General features: G+C 63.7%; 11 protein-coding genes. 4 read left to right on the top strand and 7 right to left on the bottom strand.

Going from position 1 to position 16279, the window contains the following annotated elements; translation table 11 throughout:
- The first annotated feature begins 143 nt into the window (after positions 1-143).
- Both narX and narL read left to right on the top strand, forming a co-directional pair.
- Positions 144-1952, top strand: a complete 1809-nt coding sequence (gene narX, locus AFK66_RS08495) for a nitrate/nitrite two-component system sensor histidine kinase NarX (RefSeq protein ID WP_023898583.1) — start codon at positions 144-146, stop codon at positions 1950-1952.
- Positions 1945-2595: a two-component system response regulator NarL gene (gene narL / locus AFK66_RS08490; protein WP_007698510.1), complete on the top strand. Its 651-nt coding sequence runs from the start codon at positions 1945-1947 to the stop codon at positions 2593-2595. The genes narX and narL overlap by 8 nt, the downstream gene beginning before the upstream one ends.
- On the opposite strand, the gene AFK66_RS08485 is transcribed toward narL, so the two are convergent.
- Positions 2592-4007 carry a YchO/YchP family invasin gene (locus AFK66_RS08485; protein ID WP_071603030.1) on the bottom strand — a complete coding sequence of 472 codons (1416 nt, stop codon included), beginning with the start codon at positions 4005-4007 and terminating at the stop codon, positions 2592-2594. The two genes, narL and AFK66_RS08485, sit on opposite strands and share 4 nt — an antisense overlap.
- A gap of 178 nt (positions 4008-4185) precedes the next feature.
- Between AFK66_RS08485 and AFK66_RS08480 the strand changes: the two genes are divergently transcribed.
- Positions 4186-4737 (top strand): YbhB/YbcL family Raf kinase inhibitor-like protein, encoded by a 552-nt coding sequence (locus AFK66_RS08480; protein ID WP_007775634.1) that lies wholly within the window; start codon positions 4186-4188, stop codon positions 4735-4737.
- Here the strand turns inward: AFK66_RS08480 and AFK66_RS08475 are convergent.
- From AFK66_RS08475 to AFK66_RS08455, 5 genes are read right to left on the bottom strand one after another with little or no spacing between them, the layout of a single operon-like run.
- A complete protein-coding gene (locus AFK66_RS08475) occupies positions 4633-7335 on the bottom strand; it encodes a nitrate reductase (protein WP_038882443.1) in 2703 nt (900 codons plus the stop codon). The genes AFK66_RS08480 and AFK66_RS08475 overlap by 105 nt on opposite strands.
- Positions 7332-11399 carry a nitrite reductase large subunit NirB gene (gene nirB / locus AFK66_RS08470; protein ID WP_075191713.1) on the bottom strand — a complete coding sequence of 1356 codons (4068 nt, stop codon included), beginning with the start codon at positions 11397-11399 and terminating at the stop codon, positions 7332-7334. Before nirB ends, AFK66_RS08475 begins: the two co-directional genes overlap by 4 nt.
- Positions 11400-11408: 9 nt before the next feature.
- On the bottom strand, positions 11409-12197 hold the full coding sequence (locus tag AFK66_RS08465) for an ABC transporter ATP-binding protein (RefSeq protein ID WP_007794137.1): 789 nt from the start codon (positions 12195-12197) through the stop codon (positions 11409-11411).
- Positions 12198-12206: 9 nt separating this feature from the next.
- The gene (gene ntrB / locus AFK66_RS08460) at positions 12207-13088 is read right to left on the bottom strand and encodes a nitrate ABC transporter permease (RefSeq protein WP_007775640.1); all 882 of its coding nucleotides are present in this window, start codon (positions 13086-13088) and stop codon (positions 12207-12209) included.
- A 9-nt stretch (positions 13089-13097) separates the two neighbouring features.
- Entirely contained in the window at positions 13098-14348 is a 1251-nt protein-coding gene (locus AFK66_RS08455; RefSeq protein ID WP_007775642.1) for a CmpA/NrtA family ABC transporter substrate-binding protein, read from the bottom strand.
- On the opposite strand from AFK66_RS08455, the gene AFK66_RS22730 reads away from it, so the two are divergent.
- Complete coding sequence (locus AFK66_RS22730; RefSeq protein ID WP_007775644.1) at positions 14347-14496, top strand: hypothetical protein; 150 nt, start codon at positions 14347-14349, stop codon at positions 14494-14496. The two genes, AFK66_RS08455 and AFK66_RS22730, sit on opposite strands and share 2 nt — an antisense overlap.
- A 544-nt stretch (positions 14497-15040) precedes the next feature.
- Here AFK66_RS22730 and AFK66_RS08450 read toward each other — a convergent pair.
- A complete protein-coding gene (locus AFK66_RS08450; RefSeq protein WP_032982944.1) occupies positions 15041-16246 on the bottom strand; it encodes a nitrate regulatory protein in 1206 nt (401 codons plus the stop codon).
- Positions 16247-16279 lie beyond the last annotated feature (33 nt).

Below are 16279 nucleotides of genomic sequence, written 5' to 3'. Positions count from 1 at the left end.
TGCTACCTGTGTCGCGGGAGTACAATGGGTGACATGAATGGCAATTAAGGAGTAATCCACAATGGGTATGGGTATACTCCGGGGGATACCTGAGAATAGAACCCACGTCTGTCCCGACGTCATGTTAAGGAGCGTGCACCGCCATGCTGAAACGACGCTTTTCCCCGCTCACTCTCGCTAATCAACTGGCGATCATCGTTCTGCTGCTTGCCGGTCTCGGCATGGGCGGCATGGCGCTGGCGGGATGGCTGGCGCAGGGCGTTCAGGGCAGCGCGCACGCGATTAACAAAGCGGGTTCACTGCGTATGCAGAGCTACCGCCTGCTCGCCGCCGTACCGGTCGGCACTACCCGCACCGACATGTTTAACGAGATGGAACGCACCGCGTGGAGCGATGAGCTGCAACAGGCGGCGGTACGCGACGGGCAGCAGGCGGCGCTGCTGGCTATCCAGCGCTACTGGCGTCAGCAACTGGCGCCCGCGCTGCGCGACGCCCGCTCGCCGCAGGAAGTGAGCGAGCAGGTCACGCAGTTTGTCGGCCAGATAGACGCACTGGTCAGCGCGTTCGACAGCTCCACCGAACACCGCATCGCGCAGATAGTCATGCTGCAACGCGGTATGGCGCTGCTGATGGGCCTTTTGCTGCTCTTTACCCTGCTCTGGCTGCGCCGCCGTCTGCTGCGTCCGTGGCGTCAGCTGCTTGAGATTGCCCGCGCCGTCGGCCATCGCGATTTCAGCCAGCGCGCCTGCGTCTCCGGGCGCGATGAGATGGCAACGCTTGGCCATGCGCTTAACAGCATGTCGGCGGAGCTTGCCGAAAGTTACGCGAGCCTTGAGCAACGCGTACAGGAGAAAACCGCCGGGCTTGAGCAGAAAAACCAGATCCTGTCGTTTCTGTGGGAGGCGAACCGCCGCCTGCACTCCGATGTGCCGCTGTGCGAGCGCCTGGCGCCGGTGCTGACGCGCCTGCAAAATCTCACGCTGCTGCGCGATATCGCGCTGCGCGTGTATGAAGTGGATGACGAAGAGCATTATCAGGAATTTGTCTGGCAGCCGGACGAGCACTGCGACGAAATCGGCTGTCATCTCTGCCCGCGTCGCCTGCCCACAGAGAGCGAAACCGGCACCACGCTGAAATGGCGGCTTGGCGATCTTCATACCCAGTACGGCCTTCTGCTGGCGACGCTGCCTGCGGGTTGCCACCTGAGCCGCGATCAGCAGCAGATGCTCGATACCCTGATGGAACAGCTCACCGCGACGCTGGCGCTCGAGCGTCAGCAGGAGCGTAAACAGCAGTTGCTGGTGATGGAAGAGCGCGCCGCCATCGCGCGCGAGCTGCACGATTCTATCGCCCAGTCGCTCTCCTGCATGAAGATGCAGGTAAGCTGCCTGCAAATGCAGGGCGACGCGCTGCCGCAGGAGAGCCGCGAGCTGCTCGGCCAGATCCGCCATGAACTTAACGCCTCCTGGCGGCAGCTGCGCGAGCTACTGACAACCTTCCGTTTGCAGCTGAACGAGCCGGGGCTGAAAGCGGCGCTGGTGGCCAGCTGTCAGGAGTTCAGCGCGCGGCTCGGTTTCCCGGTGGTGCTCGATTATCAGCTTCCGCCGCGGCTGGTGCCGTCGCATCAGGCGATTCATCTGGTGCAGATCGCGCGCGAGGCGCTCAACAATGCGTTTAAGCATGCCGACGCGAGCGAAATTTACGTCAGCGTCACGCTGCAGGAAGGCCAGGTGCGGCTGTGCGTGGCCGATAATGGCCGCGGCCTGCCGGACAACGCCGGGCGCACCAATCATTACGGCTTAATTATTATGCGCGACCGCGCGCAGAGTTTGCGCGGCGACTGTCAGGTACGGCGACGGACAGAAGGCGGCACCGAAGTGGTGGTGACCTTTATCCCCGATGCGCCGTTCTCATCCGTACCCGCTATTCCAGAAGGAGAAGTTCATGAATAACCCGGAACCGGCAACCATTCTGCTGATAGACGACCACCCGATGCTGCGCAGCGGCGTAAAACAGCTGGTCAGCATGGCGCCCGCTATCACGGTGGTCGGCGAAGCCGGAAACGGCGAGCAAGGCATTGAAATGGCCGAAGCGCTCGACCCGGATCTGATCCTGCTTGACCTCAACATGCCCGGTATGAACGGCCTAGAGACCCTCGATAAACTGCGCGAAAAAGCGTTGTCGGGCCGGGTAGTGGTGTTCAGCGTCTCGAACCATGAAGAGGATGTGGTCACGGCGCTCAAGCGCGGCGCGGACGGGTACTTGCTGAAAGATATGGAGCCGGAAGATCTGCTCAAGGCGCTGCAACAGGCGGCGGCAGGCGAGATGGTATTAAGCGAAGCGCTAACACCGGTGCTGGCGGCGAGCCTGCGCGCGAGCCGCGCGACGTCAGGGCGCGATGTCTCCCAGCTCACGCCGCGCGAGCGCGATATTCTCAAGCTCATCGCCCAGGGCCTGCCGAACAAAATGATCGCCCGCAAGCTCGATATCACCGAAAGCACCGTCAAAGTGCACGTGAAGCATCTGCTGAAAAAGATGAAGCTCAAATCGCGCGTCGAAGCGGCGGTCTGGGTGCATCAGGAACGCATTTTCTAAGGTACAGGCGCCAGCAATTCGTAGCGCGGATCGTCCTGCGGCAGCGTCTGTACCGGCGCTGACAGCTTCAGGGTTATCCAGTTTGACGTTACGCGCTGGCCCTGTTCATCCTCAACCGTCACCGACAGCCGCCAGCTGTTGCTGGCTCCCGGCGTGTTATCCCAGGCGGGCATAATCACCGTCCAGCCATCGGCGCTCGCGCTGTCGAGCGGCGGCGTCAGGCTCAGCGCCTGGGTGTCGCCCTGCCAGGAGAGTTGGCGGATCCCGTGGCGGCTGCGCACCTGCAGCTTCAGCGCCACCGTCTCACCTGCGCTGAGATCCCAGGGCGGCGTCGCGAGGAACACCGACAGCGTCTTACGCTGGCGGAACTCCATCACCGGCACGTTCGTGCGCTCCACGCGGTCATAGCGGCTGCCGCGCAGCGAACGCGAGGCCGCCACTTCATCCGGCGAGAGTTGCTTAGTGAGCGGCACGCCAAAACGGTAGTTCAGCTTCAGCCCTAAATCATTCTGGCTCACGCCGCTCTCGCCCTGGCGGTGATGCGCGCTCACGGTGACAAGCGGCACCGGCGTATAGCTCAGCCCCACTTTCACCGCGACCGGGTTGTGATAACCGGTGCCGCTGTCAAACAGCTCCACCTGATCGCCGAAATATTGCTCAAAGCTGACGCTGGTATTGATGTGCTGATAAAACGGCAGATACGCCTGCGCGGTGACGTCGTAACCGCGCGCCATGCGCTGCTCCAGCAGGCCAGCGCGATGCTGCCAGCCGCCGAGAGGTTGATAATAGTTAGCGGAAAGACGCAGATAGTCGCCCCACGCCTCTGCGCCAAACCCGGCGCGCGAGGTGTCGTCGTCAAACAGGCGATCGTAAAAGGTGTTATAGCCAAGCAGCCAGCGACCAGCCGCCCAGCGCTGGCCGATGCCCGCATTGCCCACCAGCCCCTGATTTTGCTGGCTGACCCCAACCTGGCTCCAGGTGAGATAGCGATTATTGTCCTGCCAGGGCGTAAACAGCGATCCGCTGCTGCCGTTGAAATTGCCCTCTTCATCCACCAGCAGATCCACCGTGGCGTTGCCCCACGGCGACAGCAGGCTTTCGGCCTCACTGGTAATGCTGCTGCTCACCGCGTCACGCAGACGGGTAAACGCGAAGTGGCGCGCCTGCTGGCCGGGCGAGAGCTCGCTGTCGGTCTGGCTCGCTTCACCGAAGGCTTTCAGTACGCGGGCGAAATGTTTCTCCGCCGCGTTATTCTCCGGCGCGATGCCGAGATCGGGCAGGTTATCGCCATTTTCATCGAAGGGATTTTGCGCCTGGCGCACGTAGTCGTCGCTCTGGCTGGCCGGCAATGCATGGACCGGCAACAGCGCGGCGGTAACCACTGAGGGAAGGACAACGAATAACCACCGCATCACGTATGAAGTTTTCTCTCCTGGACCGGTTTTGCCGGAAAATGTACACATTCATACAGTATACCATATCGCGTTTGCCGCTCCCGGCAAGCCCCGGCGCGGCTTTTAAGGATAATCCTCAGCCCGTTTACGCGCGGTGCGCTACGCTTATGATTCCCACCCTGCGTGAGACACGCCGATGAAAAAAACCTTGCTCGCTTGCCTGCTGGCGGTTGCCGCTGCTAACGCCGCCGCCGCGCCCGATGACGGTATCTTTATGTTGCAGTCCCCGTCGTTTGCCGATAACGGCATGATGGAGAAAAAATTCGCCGGTAACGCGAAGCAAAACCCGAACTGTACCGGCGAAAATCAGTCGCCTGCGCTGATCTGGAGCCATGCGCCCCAGGGTACTAAAAGTTTCGCGCTGGTGGTGCACGATCCGGAAGGCGCGAAGGGACTCGGCGTGACGCACCTGGTGGCCTACAACATTCCCGCCACCACCACCGGCCTTGCCGCCAATGCGCTGACGGAAGGCAAAGGCTTTACCGGCGGGAAAAATACGCCGGGCACCCGCGTCTGGCACGGCCCCTGCCCTCCGCCGGGCAGCGGCGCGCACCATTACACCTTCACGCTTATCGCAACCGACCTACCGGCCGATCTCCCGCCCGGCCTGACGCGCGAGGAACTCTTCACGAAACTCAAGGGCCACGCGCTCGCCGCCACCGGTCTGATTGGCCGCTTCGGGCAGTGACGCCGTCTGCGCCAGCAGCGCTTTCAGCTCCGGGATACACGAGCCGCAGTTCGTGCCGCAGCGCAGGGCATCGCCAAGCTTCCGGGCGCTGTCGCACCCGGCGCTGATGGCGGCCCGGATGGCGTTCTCACCCACGCTAAAACAGCTGCAGATTGTGCGTCCCTTCGCGGGCGCATACTGTGCACTTTTGCCCGCCAGCAGCGCATGGCGCGCGGCAGCGTCTGCGGGCGGAGCGACGAACGCCGCCGCGATCGCCTCGCGCTGAACGGCCGGACGACGCGCCGCGCTGTAAAACGCCAGCATCAGTGCGCCATCGCGCCACGCCAGCAGATGAAAAAACCCTTCTCCCTGCGCATACTGCAGTTGCCAACTTTCGCGGGCGGCCATTTCACGCAGCCAGCGCTGCGACGATTCATTGCCCGCCAGCGTAAAGTGCAGACAGCCGTCCAGCGCCTGACGCCACCACAGCAGATCGGGTGCAAGCGTCAGAGGATCGCGGCAGAACAGCTCGCCCTGCCACGCGGTGCGGCGCGGTTGCAGGCGCACCGCGGTCTGCTTGCTTTCCGGCTGGCCGGAATGCGGGCAGCAGACCGGCACCACCAGCGTATTGACGCGCCCGTGGCTTGCGAACTGCGCGTTCCAGTGCATCGGGGCGAACAGCGCGCCGGGTGCCAGGGCGTCATCAAGCGCCGCCCAGCCCACCATAAAGCCTTGCGTGGATGCCACCTCCACCAGATCGCCTTCGCGCACATCGTAGCGCGCCGCATCGTCAGGATGCATCGCCACCAGCGGCAGCGGCTGGTGCTGCATCAGCCGCGCCACGCGGCCGGTACGGGTCATGGTGTGCCACTGATCGCGGATGCGCCCGGTATTAAGCCACAGCGGGTAACGCGCGTCGGGCCGCGCCTGCGGCAGCGCCGGAGAAACAGCAACCATATTCAGCCTGCCGCCGCGCCAGCCTGTCCCGGTTTCCAGCAGGCGCGGCGTGCCCTGCGGCTGTTTGTTCGTCACCGGCCACTGCACCGGCGCGAGCGCGTCATACGCCTCACGGGTTAACGTGGCCAGCGCGCTGATATCAAACGCCCGCGCGCCGTCGTTCTCAAACCCCGACAGCGCCGCGTGCTCGCAGAAAATCTCGTGCGGATGTTGCCAGCCGAACGCCTCGCCAAAGCCCAGCCGGCGCGCCATCTGCGCGACTATCCACCAGTCAGGGCGCGCCTCGCCGGGCGCAGACAGAAAAGGCCTCTGGCGCGAGATCCGCCGCTCTGAATTGGTTACCGTGCCGTTTTTCTCACCCCACCCCAGCGCCGGAAAGCGAATATGCGCAAAACCGGCCGTGTCGGTCTGCGCGGTAATGTCGGAGACCATCACCAGTTCACAGCGCGCCAGCGCCTGGCGCACCGCGTCGCTGTCCGGCAGCGACACCGCCGGGTTGGTGCCCATTACCCAGACGGCTTTCACCTCGCCACGCCCGATGGCCTCGAAGAGTTCCACGGCCATCAGGCCGGGCGTCTGCGCGATGCGCTCGCTGCCCCAGAACCGCCCGAGACGGGCGATGTCTGCCGGATCAAAACCCATATGGCACGCGAGCTGATTAGCCAGCCCGCCCACTTCACGACCGCCCATCGCGTTCGGCTGACCGGTCAGCGAAAACGGCCCGCAGCCGGGCCGCCCGATGTGTCCGCTCGCCAGATGCACGTTAATGATGGCGTTGCACTTGTCGCTGCCGCTGGAGGACTGATTAATGCCCATGGTGTAGAGCGTCATCGCCGTGGGCGCGTGCAAAAACCAGTCGTAAAAGCGCGCCACTTCGGCTTCTGGCAGCCCACAGAACTGCGCCACGCGCGCCACGCTCCATTCCCGTGCGGCCGCGAGCGCCTGCGCCTGGCCGTCGAACGTCTCAGGCGCGAGCGATTCTGAAAGCGCGTTCAGCAGCCCGACAAACAGCCCGGCGTCGCTGCCGGGTGCCAGCGCCAGATGGAGATCGGCAATATCGCAGGTCGCGGTACGCCGTGGATCGATGACCACGACTTTCATCGTCGGGCGCGCCTGTTTCGCGGCCGCGATGCGCTGATACAGCACCGGATGCGCCCAGGCGGCGTTCGATCCAACAAAAATCAGCAGATCGGTCTGCTCCAGATCCGCATAGCTGCACGGCACCGCGTCAGCGCCGAAGGCCCGCTTATAGCCCACCACGGCGGAAGACATGCAGAGCCGCGAGTTGGTGTCGATGTTCGCCGCGCCGATAAACCCTTTCATGAGCTTGTTGGCGGCGTAGTAATCCTCGGTAAGCAACTGCCCGGAGGCGTAAAACGCCACCGCCTGCGGGCCGTGTGTATCGATAATTGCGCCAAGCCGCGAGGCCGCCGCGTCGAGCGCTGTCTCCCAGTTCGTCCGTTCGCCGTTGATTTCCGGGTAGAGCAGACGCCCGTCATGGCCGGTCGTCTCGCCAAGCGCCGCGCCTTTGACGCACAGCCGCCCGAAGTTCGCCGGATGGTTTTCATCACCGCGCACGCTCACCGCGCCGCTCTCGTCGCGCTGCGCCACCACGCCGCAGCCCACCCCGCAATAGGGGCAGGTGGTGTTAACGCCGTTCATGACGCCTGCGCCTGTAACAGCAGCGCCTGACCAGCTACCCACACCTTGCCGCCCTCCACTTTCACCGGCCAGGCGCGCACCGCCTCGGCGAGCCCTTCCGCGAGCCGCCCGTCGCGCAGCCGGATGCGCTGCTTGTAGAGCGGTGAAATCACCACCGGTTCGCCGCCGACATCTCCCAGCAGCCCGCGCGACAACACATTGGCGTCGCTGCCCGGCTCCAGGTTATCGAGCGCGTAAACGCGATCGCCGAAGCGGAACAGCGCAATCTGCATGTCGCCAAGCCGCGCGCCGATGCCCGCCTGCGGTGGAATGTCTTTCAGCTCACATACCGCCTGCCACGGGCGCTCCGGCGCGCGCGGCGTCACCGGCTGCACGACCTCCACCGGCTGCGGCTGGCCTCTGAGCTCGCGGCGCTGCACGGCTTCATCCGGTTTATCGCTGTTGACATACGAGCGGAACAGCGCCAGCCGGTCGGGGCTTGCCAGCGTGGTCTGCCATTCGCACTGGTAGCTTTCGACCACCTGCGCCATTTCGCGCTCCAGCTCCTCGCCAATCCCGAGCGAATCCTCAAGAATGACCTCGCGCAGATACTCAATGCCGCCTTCCAGGTTATCCATCCAGGTGCTGGTACGTTGCAGGCGGTCGGCAGTGCGGATGTAAAACATCAGAAAGCGGTCGATGGTGCGCAGCAGCGTCTCCCGGTCGAGATCGCTTGCGAAGAGATCCGCGTGGCGCGGCTTCATGCCGCCGTTGCCGCAGACGTAGAGATTCCAGCCTTTGTCGGTGGCGATCACGCCGACATCCTTACCCTGCGCCTCGGCGCATTCGCGCGTGCAGCCGGAGACCGCCATTTTAATTTTGTGCGGCGCGCGCAGCCCCTTGTAGCGGTTCTCAAGCGTTACCGCGAGCCCCGTCGAATCCTGCACGCCGTAGCGGCACCAGGTGGAGCCGACGCACGATTTCACGGTACGCAGCGATTTCCCGTAGGCGTGGCCGGTCTCAAAGCCCGCCGCCACCAGTTCGGCCCAGATAGCAGGCAGTTGTTCAAGCCGCGCTCCGAAGAGATCGATGCGCTGGCCGCCGGTGATTTTACTGTAGAGCTGATAGCGTTTGGCTATCTGGCCGATGGCGATAAGCCCGTCCGGCGTCACTTCGCCCGCCGCCATCCGCGGGACGATCGAGTAGGTGCCGTCTTTCTGGATATTGGCGAAGTAGCGATCGTTGGTGTCCTGGAGCGGCAGATGCGCCGGTTTCAGCAGGTATTCATTCCAGCACGACGCCAGCACCGAGCCGACCAGCGGTTTACAGATTTCGCAGCCGTGGCCCTGGCCGTAGCGGCTGATAAGCTGGTCAAACGTGCGGATATGATTAACGCGCACGAGGTGATAAATCTCCTGGCGCGAATACGCAAAGTGTTCGCAGATATCTTTTTTGACCGTTACGCCCTGCTGCTCAAGCTGATATTCCATCACCTGTTTAACCAGCGCGCTACAGCCGCCGCAGCCGGTCGCCGCTCTGGTGCAGCTTTTCACCGCGCCCATATCGCCTGCGCCCCCCGACACCGCCGCGCAAATATCCGCCTTGCTGACGTTGTGGCACGAACAGATCTGCGCGCTTTCCGGCAGCGCCGCCACACCGAGCCCTTTCGCAGGCGCGCCGCTGCTGGCGGGCAGGATCAGCGTCTCCGGCTCGGCGGGGAGCGCCATGCCGTTGAGCATCATCTGTAGCAGCGTGGCGTATTCGCTGCTGTCGCCCACCAGCACGCCGCCGAGCAGCGTTTTGCCGTCTGCCGAAACGACGATTTTCTTGTAGATCTGCTTCGGCCCGTGGGTCCACTGATAGCTCTGGCTACCCGGCGTGCGTCCGTGCGCGTCGCCAAACGACGCGACCTCGACGCCAAGCAGCTTCAGTTTGGTGCTCATGTCCGCGCCGCGGAATGCCGCCGTCTCGCCCGCAAGCGTCGCCGCGACGACCCGCGCCATCTGATAACCGGGCGCCACCAGCCCGAAAATTTTGTTCTCCCACAGCGCGCATTCGCCGATGGCGAAAATAGGCGCGTCGCTGGTGCGGCACTGGTCGTCAATCACAATGCCGCCGCGCTCGCCAATCATGAGCCCCGCCGACTTCGCAAGACTGTCCTGCGGGCGAATGCCCGCCGAAAAGACAATCAGATCGGTATGCAGGCTGTCGCCATCGGCAAACTGCATCGTCAGGCCGCCATTTTCTTCCACAATCGCGGTGGTGGATTTGCTGGTATGCACGCTGACGTCCAGCGCCTCGATTTTCTCGCGCAGCATCGCAGCGCCTGGCGCATCAAGCTGCACCGCCATCAGCCCCGGCGCAAACTCCACGACATGCGTTTTCAGCCCCAGTTGTTTAAGGGCATTCGCCGCCTCAAGCCCCAGCAGGCCGCCGCCCACCACCACGCCGCGCGTGGCGTGCTGCGCGCGCTCGCGGATGGCATCAAGATCGTCAAGCGTGCGGTAGACGAAACAGCCCGGCAGGTCGCGACCCGGTACGGGCGGGACAAACGGCCAGGAGCCGGTGGCGAGCACCAGTTGGTCGAAATGCGTCTCGTGGCCCTGCGCGTCGCGCACGATCTGCCGCGCGCGATCCAGCGCCACAATCTGACAGCCGGTGCGTAGTTCAATGCCCGTCTGCGCGAAGAAATCGCCCTGCACCATCGAGAGCGACTGCGCGCTGCGCCCCGCGAAATATTCCGAGAGATGCACGCGATCGTAGGCCGCGTGGTGCTCTTCGCCAAAGACGATGATATGAAAGCGCTCATGCAGCCCGGCGCTGACGCACTGCTCCAGAAAATGGTGCCCAACCATGCCGTGGCCCACGACCACCAGAGTTTGTTTTGTCATCGTGTCATATCCTGCAGCCGCGGGCTGCGTTTCATCGGTTTCATCAAACAGCAGCCCGGCGCTGGCGCGCAGCGGCTGCCCGAAGTGATTCATCAGCGCGCCGGCGCTGTCGGTATCGCCATACAGCAGCACGCCGGTGAGCCTGCCGCCCTCAATAATCAGGCGGCGATAATGGCGGGCTATTGGGTCGAGGCTTATCAGCGTCTGCGCCTGCGGGCCGGGCGTCACCGCGCCCGCGCTGAAAACCGCGATACCGGTGACTTTGAGCCGCGTGCCTTTTTCCTCATAACCAAAGCGCGCCGTCTCGCCGCAGAGCCTCGCCGCCAGCACGTCCGCCTGTTGCAGACAGGGCGCCACCAGCCCCCACGTCTGCGCGTTGATTTCGCAGCACTCGCCGATGGCGCTTACCGCCGGGTGCGAGGCGTGCAGCGTGCCATCCACCACAATGCCGCGCTGACAAGCGAGCCCGGCGGACTGCGCCAGCGTAATGGCCGGACGCACGCCGGTGGCGATCACTACCCGCTGCGCCGCGACGGTTTCGCCGCAGGCGAGCGTGACGTCATCTGGCGTAATACGCGTGATGCCGCTGCCGGTCACCACGCGAATGTGGCGCGCGCGCAGGCTTTCGGCGAGCCACTCGCCCGCCTGCGCATCCAGTTGCTGCTCCATCAGCCACGGGTGACGATGCACCAGCGTCATCGCCGCGCCCTGTCGGGCAAGCGCCGCGGCCGCTTCCACCCCAAGCAGGCCGCCGCCCAGCACCACGGCGGGGCCGGGCGTCGCGAGAAGCGCCCCGACATCCGCCAGCGTGCGAAAGGCGCGTACGTGCGGCAGCTTGCTGCCCTCAATAGGCGGAATAAACGGCGTCGAGCCGGTGGCGAACACCAGTTCATCCCAGGACAGCGTGCGCGCCGCGGTGGTGACGGTGCGCGCGGTTAGATCCACCGCCAGCGCCCGCTCACCAGTTAATAACGTGACACCGTAACGTGAATACCATGACGCCTCGTGCAGCTGCGTCTGCGCGGCAGGCTTTTCGCCCCCCAGCACCGGCGAGAGCAGAATGCGGTTATAAGGGAGCAACGGTTCATCGCCGATAAGCGTGATGGCGAAGCGCTCCGGCGCGCGCGCCAGCAGTTGCTCCACCAGACGCACCGCCGCCATGCCGTTGCCGATAATCACCAGTCGTTGCGCCATCGCCGCTCCTTACGCCGCTTTCGGCTGCTTTTCGTAGAGGAAATGCAGGATCTGCTGACGCATCTGGTGATAGCGGCTGTCGTCGGCGAGCTGCACCCGGTTGCGCGGGCGCGGCAGATTCACCTCCAGCGTCTCGCCCACCGTCGCCGCCGGGCCGTTGGTCATCATCAGCACGCGGTCGGAGAGCAGCACCGCCTCGTCCACGTCATGCGTAATCAGCACAATGGTGGTGTTAAGCTCCTGCTGGATGTGCATCACGGCATCCTGTAAATGCGCGCGGGTCAGCGCATCGAGCGCGCCGAACGGTTCGTCCATCAGCAGCACTTTCGGTTTCATCGCCAGCGCGCGGGCAATGCCGACGCGCTGCTTCATGCCGCCGGAGATCTCGCCGGGGCGTTTGTTGAGCGCGTGTCCCATCTGCACCCGCTCCAGGTTGTGAATAATCCACTCCCGGCGCTGCGCTTTATCCATGGTTTTGCGAAACACCTGATCCACCGCCAGCGCCACATTGTCAAAGCAGGTGAGCCAGGGCAGCAGCGAGTGGTTCTGAAACACCACGGCGCGCTCCGGGCCAGGCCCGGCGATTTCGCGGTTATCGCACAGCAGCCCGCCCTCGCTCGGCAGCGTGATGCCCGCGATAAGATTGAGCAGCGTCGATTTGCCGCAGCCGGAGTGGCCGATAAGACTCACGGTTTCGCCCGCGTTGATGTCGAAACTGACATTTTGCAGCGCCAGGAACTCGCCGCTGGCGGTGTTGAAGCGCTGACTGACGTTCTGTACCTGAATGATCGGTTTCATGTTCGCTCCTTATTTGTCCTGCCAGCTAAAGCGGCGGGCGATAAGCATCAGCCCCTGCTCCAGCAACAGCCCCACCACGCCGATAATGACGATGGCGATGAGAATGTTTTCCACGTTGAGGTTGTTCCACTCGTTCCAGATCCAGAAGCCGATGCCGAGGCCGCCGGTGAGCATTTCGGCGGCGACGATCACCAGCCAGGCGATGCCGATGGAGAGCCGCACGCCGGTAAGCACCGCGGGCAGCACCGCCGGAAAGAGAATGCGGCGCATGACGGTCCATTCGGAGAGCTGTAATACCCGCGCCACGTTGAGGTAGTCCTCCGGGATGCGCTTCACCCCTTCGGCGGTGTTGATGACCATCGGCCAGATAGAGCAGATGAAAATGGTCCAGCTGGAGGCGGGCTCGGCCTTCTGAAACAGCAGCAGGCCGATAGGCAGCCAGGCAAGCGGGCTGACCGGGCGCAGGAGCGCGATGAGCGGATTAAACATGCGCCCGAGAAAGGTAAAACGACCAATCAGAAAACCCAGCGGGATCCCCACCAGCGCCGCCAGCCCGAAGCCCACAGCCACTCGGCTGAGCGAGGCCAGCACATTCCAGCCGATGCCCTGATCGTTCGGCCCTTCGTTGTAGAACGGGTCGGCGAACAGCGTCAGCGCCGAGTCGAGCGTGCTGAGCGGCGTCGGAAAGCCTTTACTGCTGACGGCCGCGATTTGCCAGGCAATGACCAACAGCGCCAGGCCAAGAATGGCCGGCACCACGCGGGCCAGCAGCGCGTTTACCGTGGCCGCGAGCGGCGTGCGGCGTTTACGCACCGCCACGCGGGGCATCACTATCACTTCACCGGCGGGCTGTTCAGGCACCGCGCTCACGGTCTGTTTACGCTCTTTCATGGTTTCCCCTTAACGTTTCATGGCAAAACTGGCGGCATACGCGGCGGGATCGCGCCCGTCCCATACGCTGCCGTCCATCAGACGGCTCGTCCGCCACGTTGACGCGGGCAGCGCGACGCCGCCCACCGCCGCTGCGGCCTGTTGATAGATGTCGGTGCGGTTGATGCGGGCGGCGATAGCCGCGTAGTCCGGATCGGTTTTCAATACCCCCCAGCGGCGGAACTGCGTTAAGAACCACATGCCGTCTGAGTGCCACGGGTAGCTCACTTCGCCGTCGCGGAAGAAGCGCATGGCATGGTCATCTTTCCAGCGCTTTCCTGCGCCGTCGTCGTACTCGCCGAGCATGCGCGGCGTGAGGTATTGCACTTTGGTGTTGAGATACGCGCGTTTCGCCAGCACCTGCGCGGTTTCTCGGCGGTTATCGTCCGAGGCGTCTATCCAGCGGGCGGCCTCCAGCACGGCGGCGGTGAGCGCACGGGCGGTGTGCGGGTGCTGGTCCACCCACAGGCGGCGGGTGCCAAGCACTTTTTCCGGGTGATCCGGGAAGATGGACTGCGACGTGGCGGCGGTAAAACCGATGCGGTCGTTGATGGCGCGGGCGTTCCACGGCTCGCCGACGCAGAAGCCGACCATGTTGCCGATGCGCATGTTCATCACCATTTGCGGCGGCGGCACCACGACGGTGCGTACATCGTTAAAAGGATGGATGCCCGCCGCCGCCAGCCAGTAGTAGAGCCACATGGCGTGGGTGCCGGTCGGAAAGGTGTGGGCGAAGGTGTAAGCGCCAGGCTCGCTTGCGGCAATCAGCTTTTGCAGCGCGTCGGGCGTGGTGATGCCTTTCTCCAGGAGATCGGCGCTGAGCGTAATCGCCTGGCCGTTCTGGTTGAGCGTCATCAGGGTCGCCATCGGCTGTGCTTTACCGGCGATGCCGAGTTCCAGCCCGTAGATGAGCCCGTAGAGCGCATGGGCGGCGTCGAGCTCGCCGGAGACCAGTTTGTCGCGCACCGCCGCCCAGCTCGCCTCTTTGCTGGGCTGAATGCGGATGCCATATTTTTTATCGAAGCCTTTCAGCGCGGCCATCACCACCGGCGCGCAGTCGGTGAGCGGAATAAAACCGACGCGTACGGTGTTGAGCTCGGGTTTGTCAGATCCCGCGGCCCAGACGCTGCCCATCAGCCCCGGTAACAACATCGCGCCGCTAAGCGCGGCTCCGGCCTGCAATAAGCGGCGGCGGGAAAGAGAAAAGGATGAATCGCTCATGGCTGCTCCTGAAAATAAAAAAGGCGTCCGCCAATGCCCGAAGACATTGCAGGACGCCTTTATCCTTTCCGGTCTGCCCGCCGCCGTTGGCGAGCTGCCGGGAAATGGTTGTCAGGATTTATTAAGCAAGGGGTGTGCCAGGTTTTAGAGTGGGTACCGTGGCGGGTGCGCTGCGCTTACCCGCCCTACAAAGGAGATATGGTCAAATCCGGTGGTTTTGCTCCGGCTAAAAAAAATCGCCCCAACGGGGCGATTTTCCGCCGGGAGCCGGGATTGCAAAGGGGGCGGCGGCGAGCCCCCTTTGCACGTTCGCGTGAGGGGAGCGCTCATATAAAGGTGAGATTATGGCGAACGGAACATGTTCACCGGTCGTGTATATATATCCCTCAGCCTGAAGGAAAAAGTGTAATCCTGATGGTGGGTGCGCTACGCTTATCCACCCTACGGAGCTGCGACGAAACGGCGAGGCCGATTTTTTAGCCGGAGCAAAACCCTCTCCTCAAGCCTTCTTTTCCTGGGTATCGGGAGGGGCGGTGGGTGCGCTGCGCTTACCCACCCTACGTAAAACATGAGGACCGATATTGTAGGGCGGGTAAGCGCAGCGCACCCGCCAGTGACATCCGAAGAAACGCGCCGCGCTATTCCCCCACTCTGCCCCATTTCCATGCATCAAATGCCCGCTCGCTGTGCAGCTACTCCTTTGGGGTTACGGGCCAGAGCTGGGCCACCGCCAGCATCGCTTCGGCAATCTCCACCATCCGTTTATTCTGATCCATTGCGAGCTTGCGCAACTGGTGCCACGCCTGCTCTTCGCTGAGCTGCTGATGACTCATCAACAAACTTTTGGCGCGATCGATAAGCTTGCGCTCTTCAAGGTTCGCCTGCAGCGAGGCGAGCTGGCGCGTAAGCGATTCCACCTCGCGGGCCTGCTGGCGCACCAGCGGCAAAAGATGGCGCTCAAGCGCTGGCGTCTGCGGCTCGTCTCGCAGGCTCGCGCGACGCGCCAGGGCCGCCTCCGGTGTTTCGCTGTGCGTCTCCTGCGCCAGAAGCCTGCGGGCCTCCGCCAGCAATGCGGCGATCAACGCCTCCTCGATATCGCGCAGCGCGTCGAGCCGCGTGGTTTGCAGCCCAAACCAGCGCACCGCCCGCGCGCGGTTGTCATCATCGGCTGGCAGCCGCGTACAGGCGAGACGCCGCAACCGCTCAAGCTCGCGCGTGGCTTCGCCGTGACGGTAGAAACGCTCGCGAATATCCGCGCTGGCAAGCGATAAAAACGTCTCGAAACAGCGCTGCTGGCCGTCGATACGATCCGCCAGCCGCTGGCGCAGCGGCTCGCTGAACGCGCCTTGCGTAAAACCGATAGCCCCGGTGGCGCGCTCCTGGCCCGCCAGCTCTTTACCCTGCATAAAACTGTAGAGCGCCGTCAGCGCGCGGGCGAGCGAGGCTTCATCCACGCTTTCACTCGCCTCCGGCACCAGATCCAGCAGATGTCGGATCGCCAGATTAAAACTCTCCATCGCTTCGCCGGGTTCAATTTCCCGGGCGAGGATGCGCGCGCGCAACGCCGGCAACTGCTCAAGCTGCCAGAGCGCGCAGGCCATGTGCCAGGAAAGCAGGCTGCCCGCGGCGGCAAGCGGCACAGGCGCCGCGCGAAATTGCGCCGCGCGCTGGTCCGTCTCCGTCACGCAAAAGGCGCGCTCGCGCGCGAATAGCTGCCCGCCGGAACAGAGCCAGATGTTGGACGCGCCGCGCTCGCGCTGTAGCATATGCACCAGATGGCTTATCTGGCTTGCCCAGTCGCCGACGCCCGCCCACGCCTCAAGCTGGCTGCGTTTTCTCTCCCGGGCGAAACGAAACCATGCCTGCGCGTCCTGCAAAGATGTCGCGGGTGTTGCCATCGCTCATTCTCCTGTTATCGCCTTTACAGGAAC

This window comes from Cronobacter malonaticus LMG 23826, from assembly GCF_001277215.2.
In the GTDB taxonomy this organism is placed as follows: Bacteria; Pseudomonadota; Gammaproteobacteria; order Enterobacterales; family Enterobacteriaceae; genus Cronobacter; species Cronobacter malonaticus.
Note: the sequence above shows the minus strand (reverse complement) of the source record. Positions and strands in the feature narration are given on the sequence as shown.

What these genes read in the sequence shown, in the direction of transcription:
- narX (WP_023898583.1), top strand. Translation starts at nt 144, where the DNA reads ATGCTGAAACGACGCTTTTCCCCGCTCACTCTCGCTAATCAACTGGCG.
- narL (WP_007698510.1), top strand. Translation starts at nt 1,945, where the DNA reads ATGAATAACCCGGAACCGGCAACCATTCTGCTGATAGACGACCACCCG.
- AFK66_RS08485 (WP_071603030.1), bottom strand. Translation starts at nt 4,007, where the DNA reads ATGCGGTGGTTATTCGTTGTCCTTCCCTCAGTGGTTACCGCCGCGCTG.
- AFK66_RS08480 (WP_007775634.1), top strand. Translation starts at nt 4,186, where the DNA reads ATGAAAAAAACCTTGCTCGCTTGCCTGCTGGCGGTTGCCGCTGCTAAC.
- AFK66_RS08475 (WP_038882443.1), bottom strand. Translation starts at nt 7,335, where the DNA reads ATGAACGGCGTTAACACCACCTGCCCCTATTGCGGGGTGGGCTGCGGC.
- nirB (WP_075191713.1), bottom strand. Translation starts at nt 11,399, where the DNA reads ATGGCGCAACGACTGGTGATTATCGGCAACGGCATGGCGGCGGTGCGT.
- AFK66_RS08465 (WP_007794137.1), bottom strand. Translation starts at nt 12,197, where the DNA reads ATGAAACCGATCATTCAGGTACAGAACGTCAGTCAGCGCTTCAACACC.
- ntrB (WP_007775640.1), bottom strand. Translation starts at nt 13,088, where the DNA reads ATGAAAGAGCGTAAACAGACCGTGAGCGCGGTGCCTGAACAGCCCGCC.
- AFK66_RS22730 (WP_007775644.1), top strand. Translation starts at nt 14,347, where the DNA reads ATGGCTGCTCCTGAAAATAAAAAAGGCGTCCGCCAATGCCCGAAGACA.
- AFK66_RS08455 (WP_007775642.1), bottom strand. Translation starts at nt 14,348, where the DNA reads ATGAGCGATTCATCCTTTTCTCTTTCCCGCCGCCGCTTATTGCAGGCC.
- AFK66_RS08450 (WP_032982944.1), bottom strand. Translation starts at nt 16,246, where the DNA reads ATGGCAACACCCGCGACATCTTTGCAGGACGCGCAGGCATGGTTTCGT.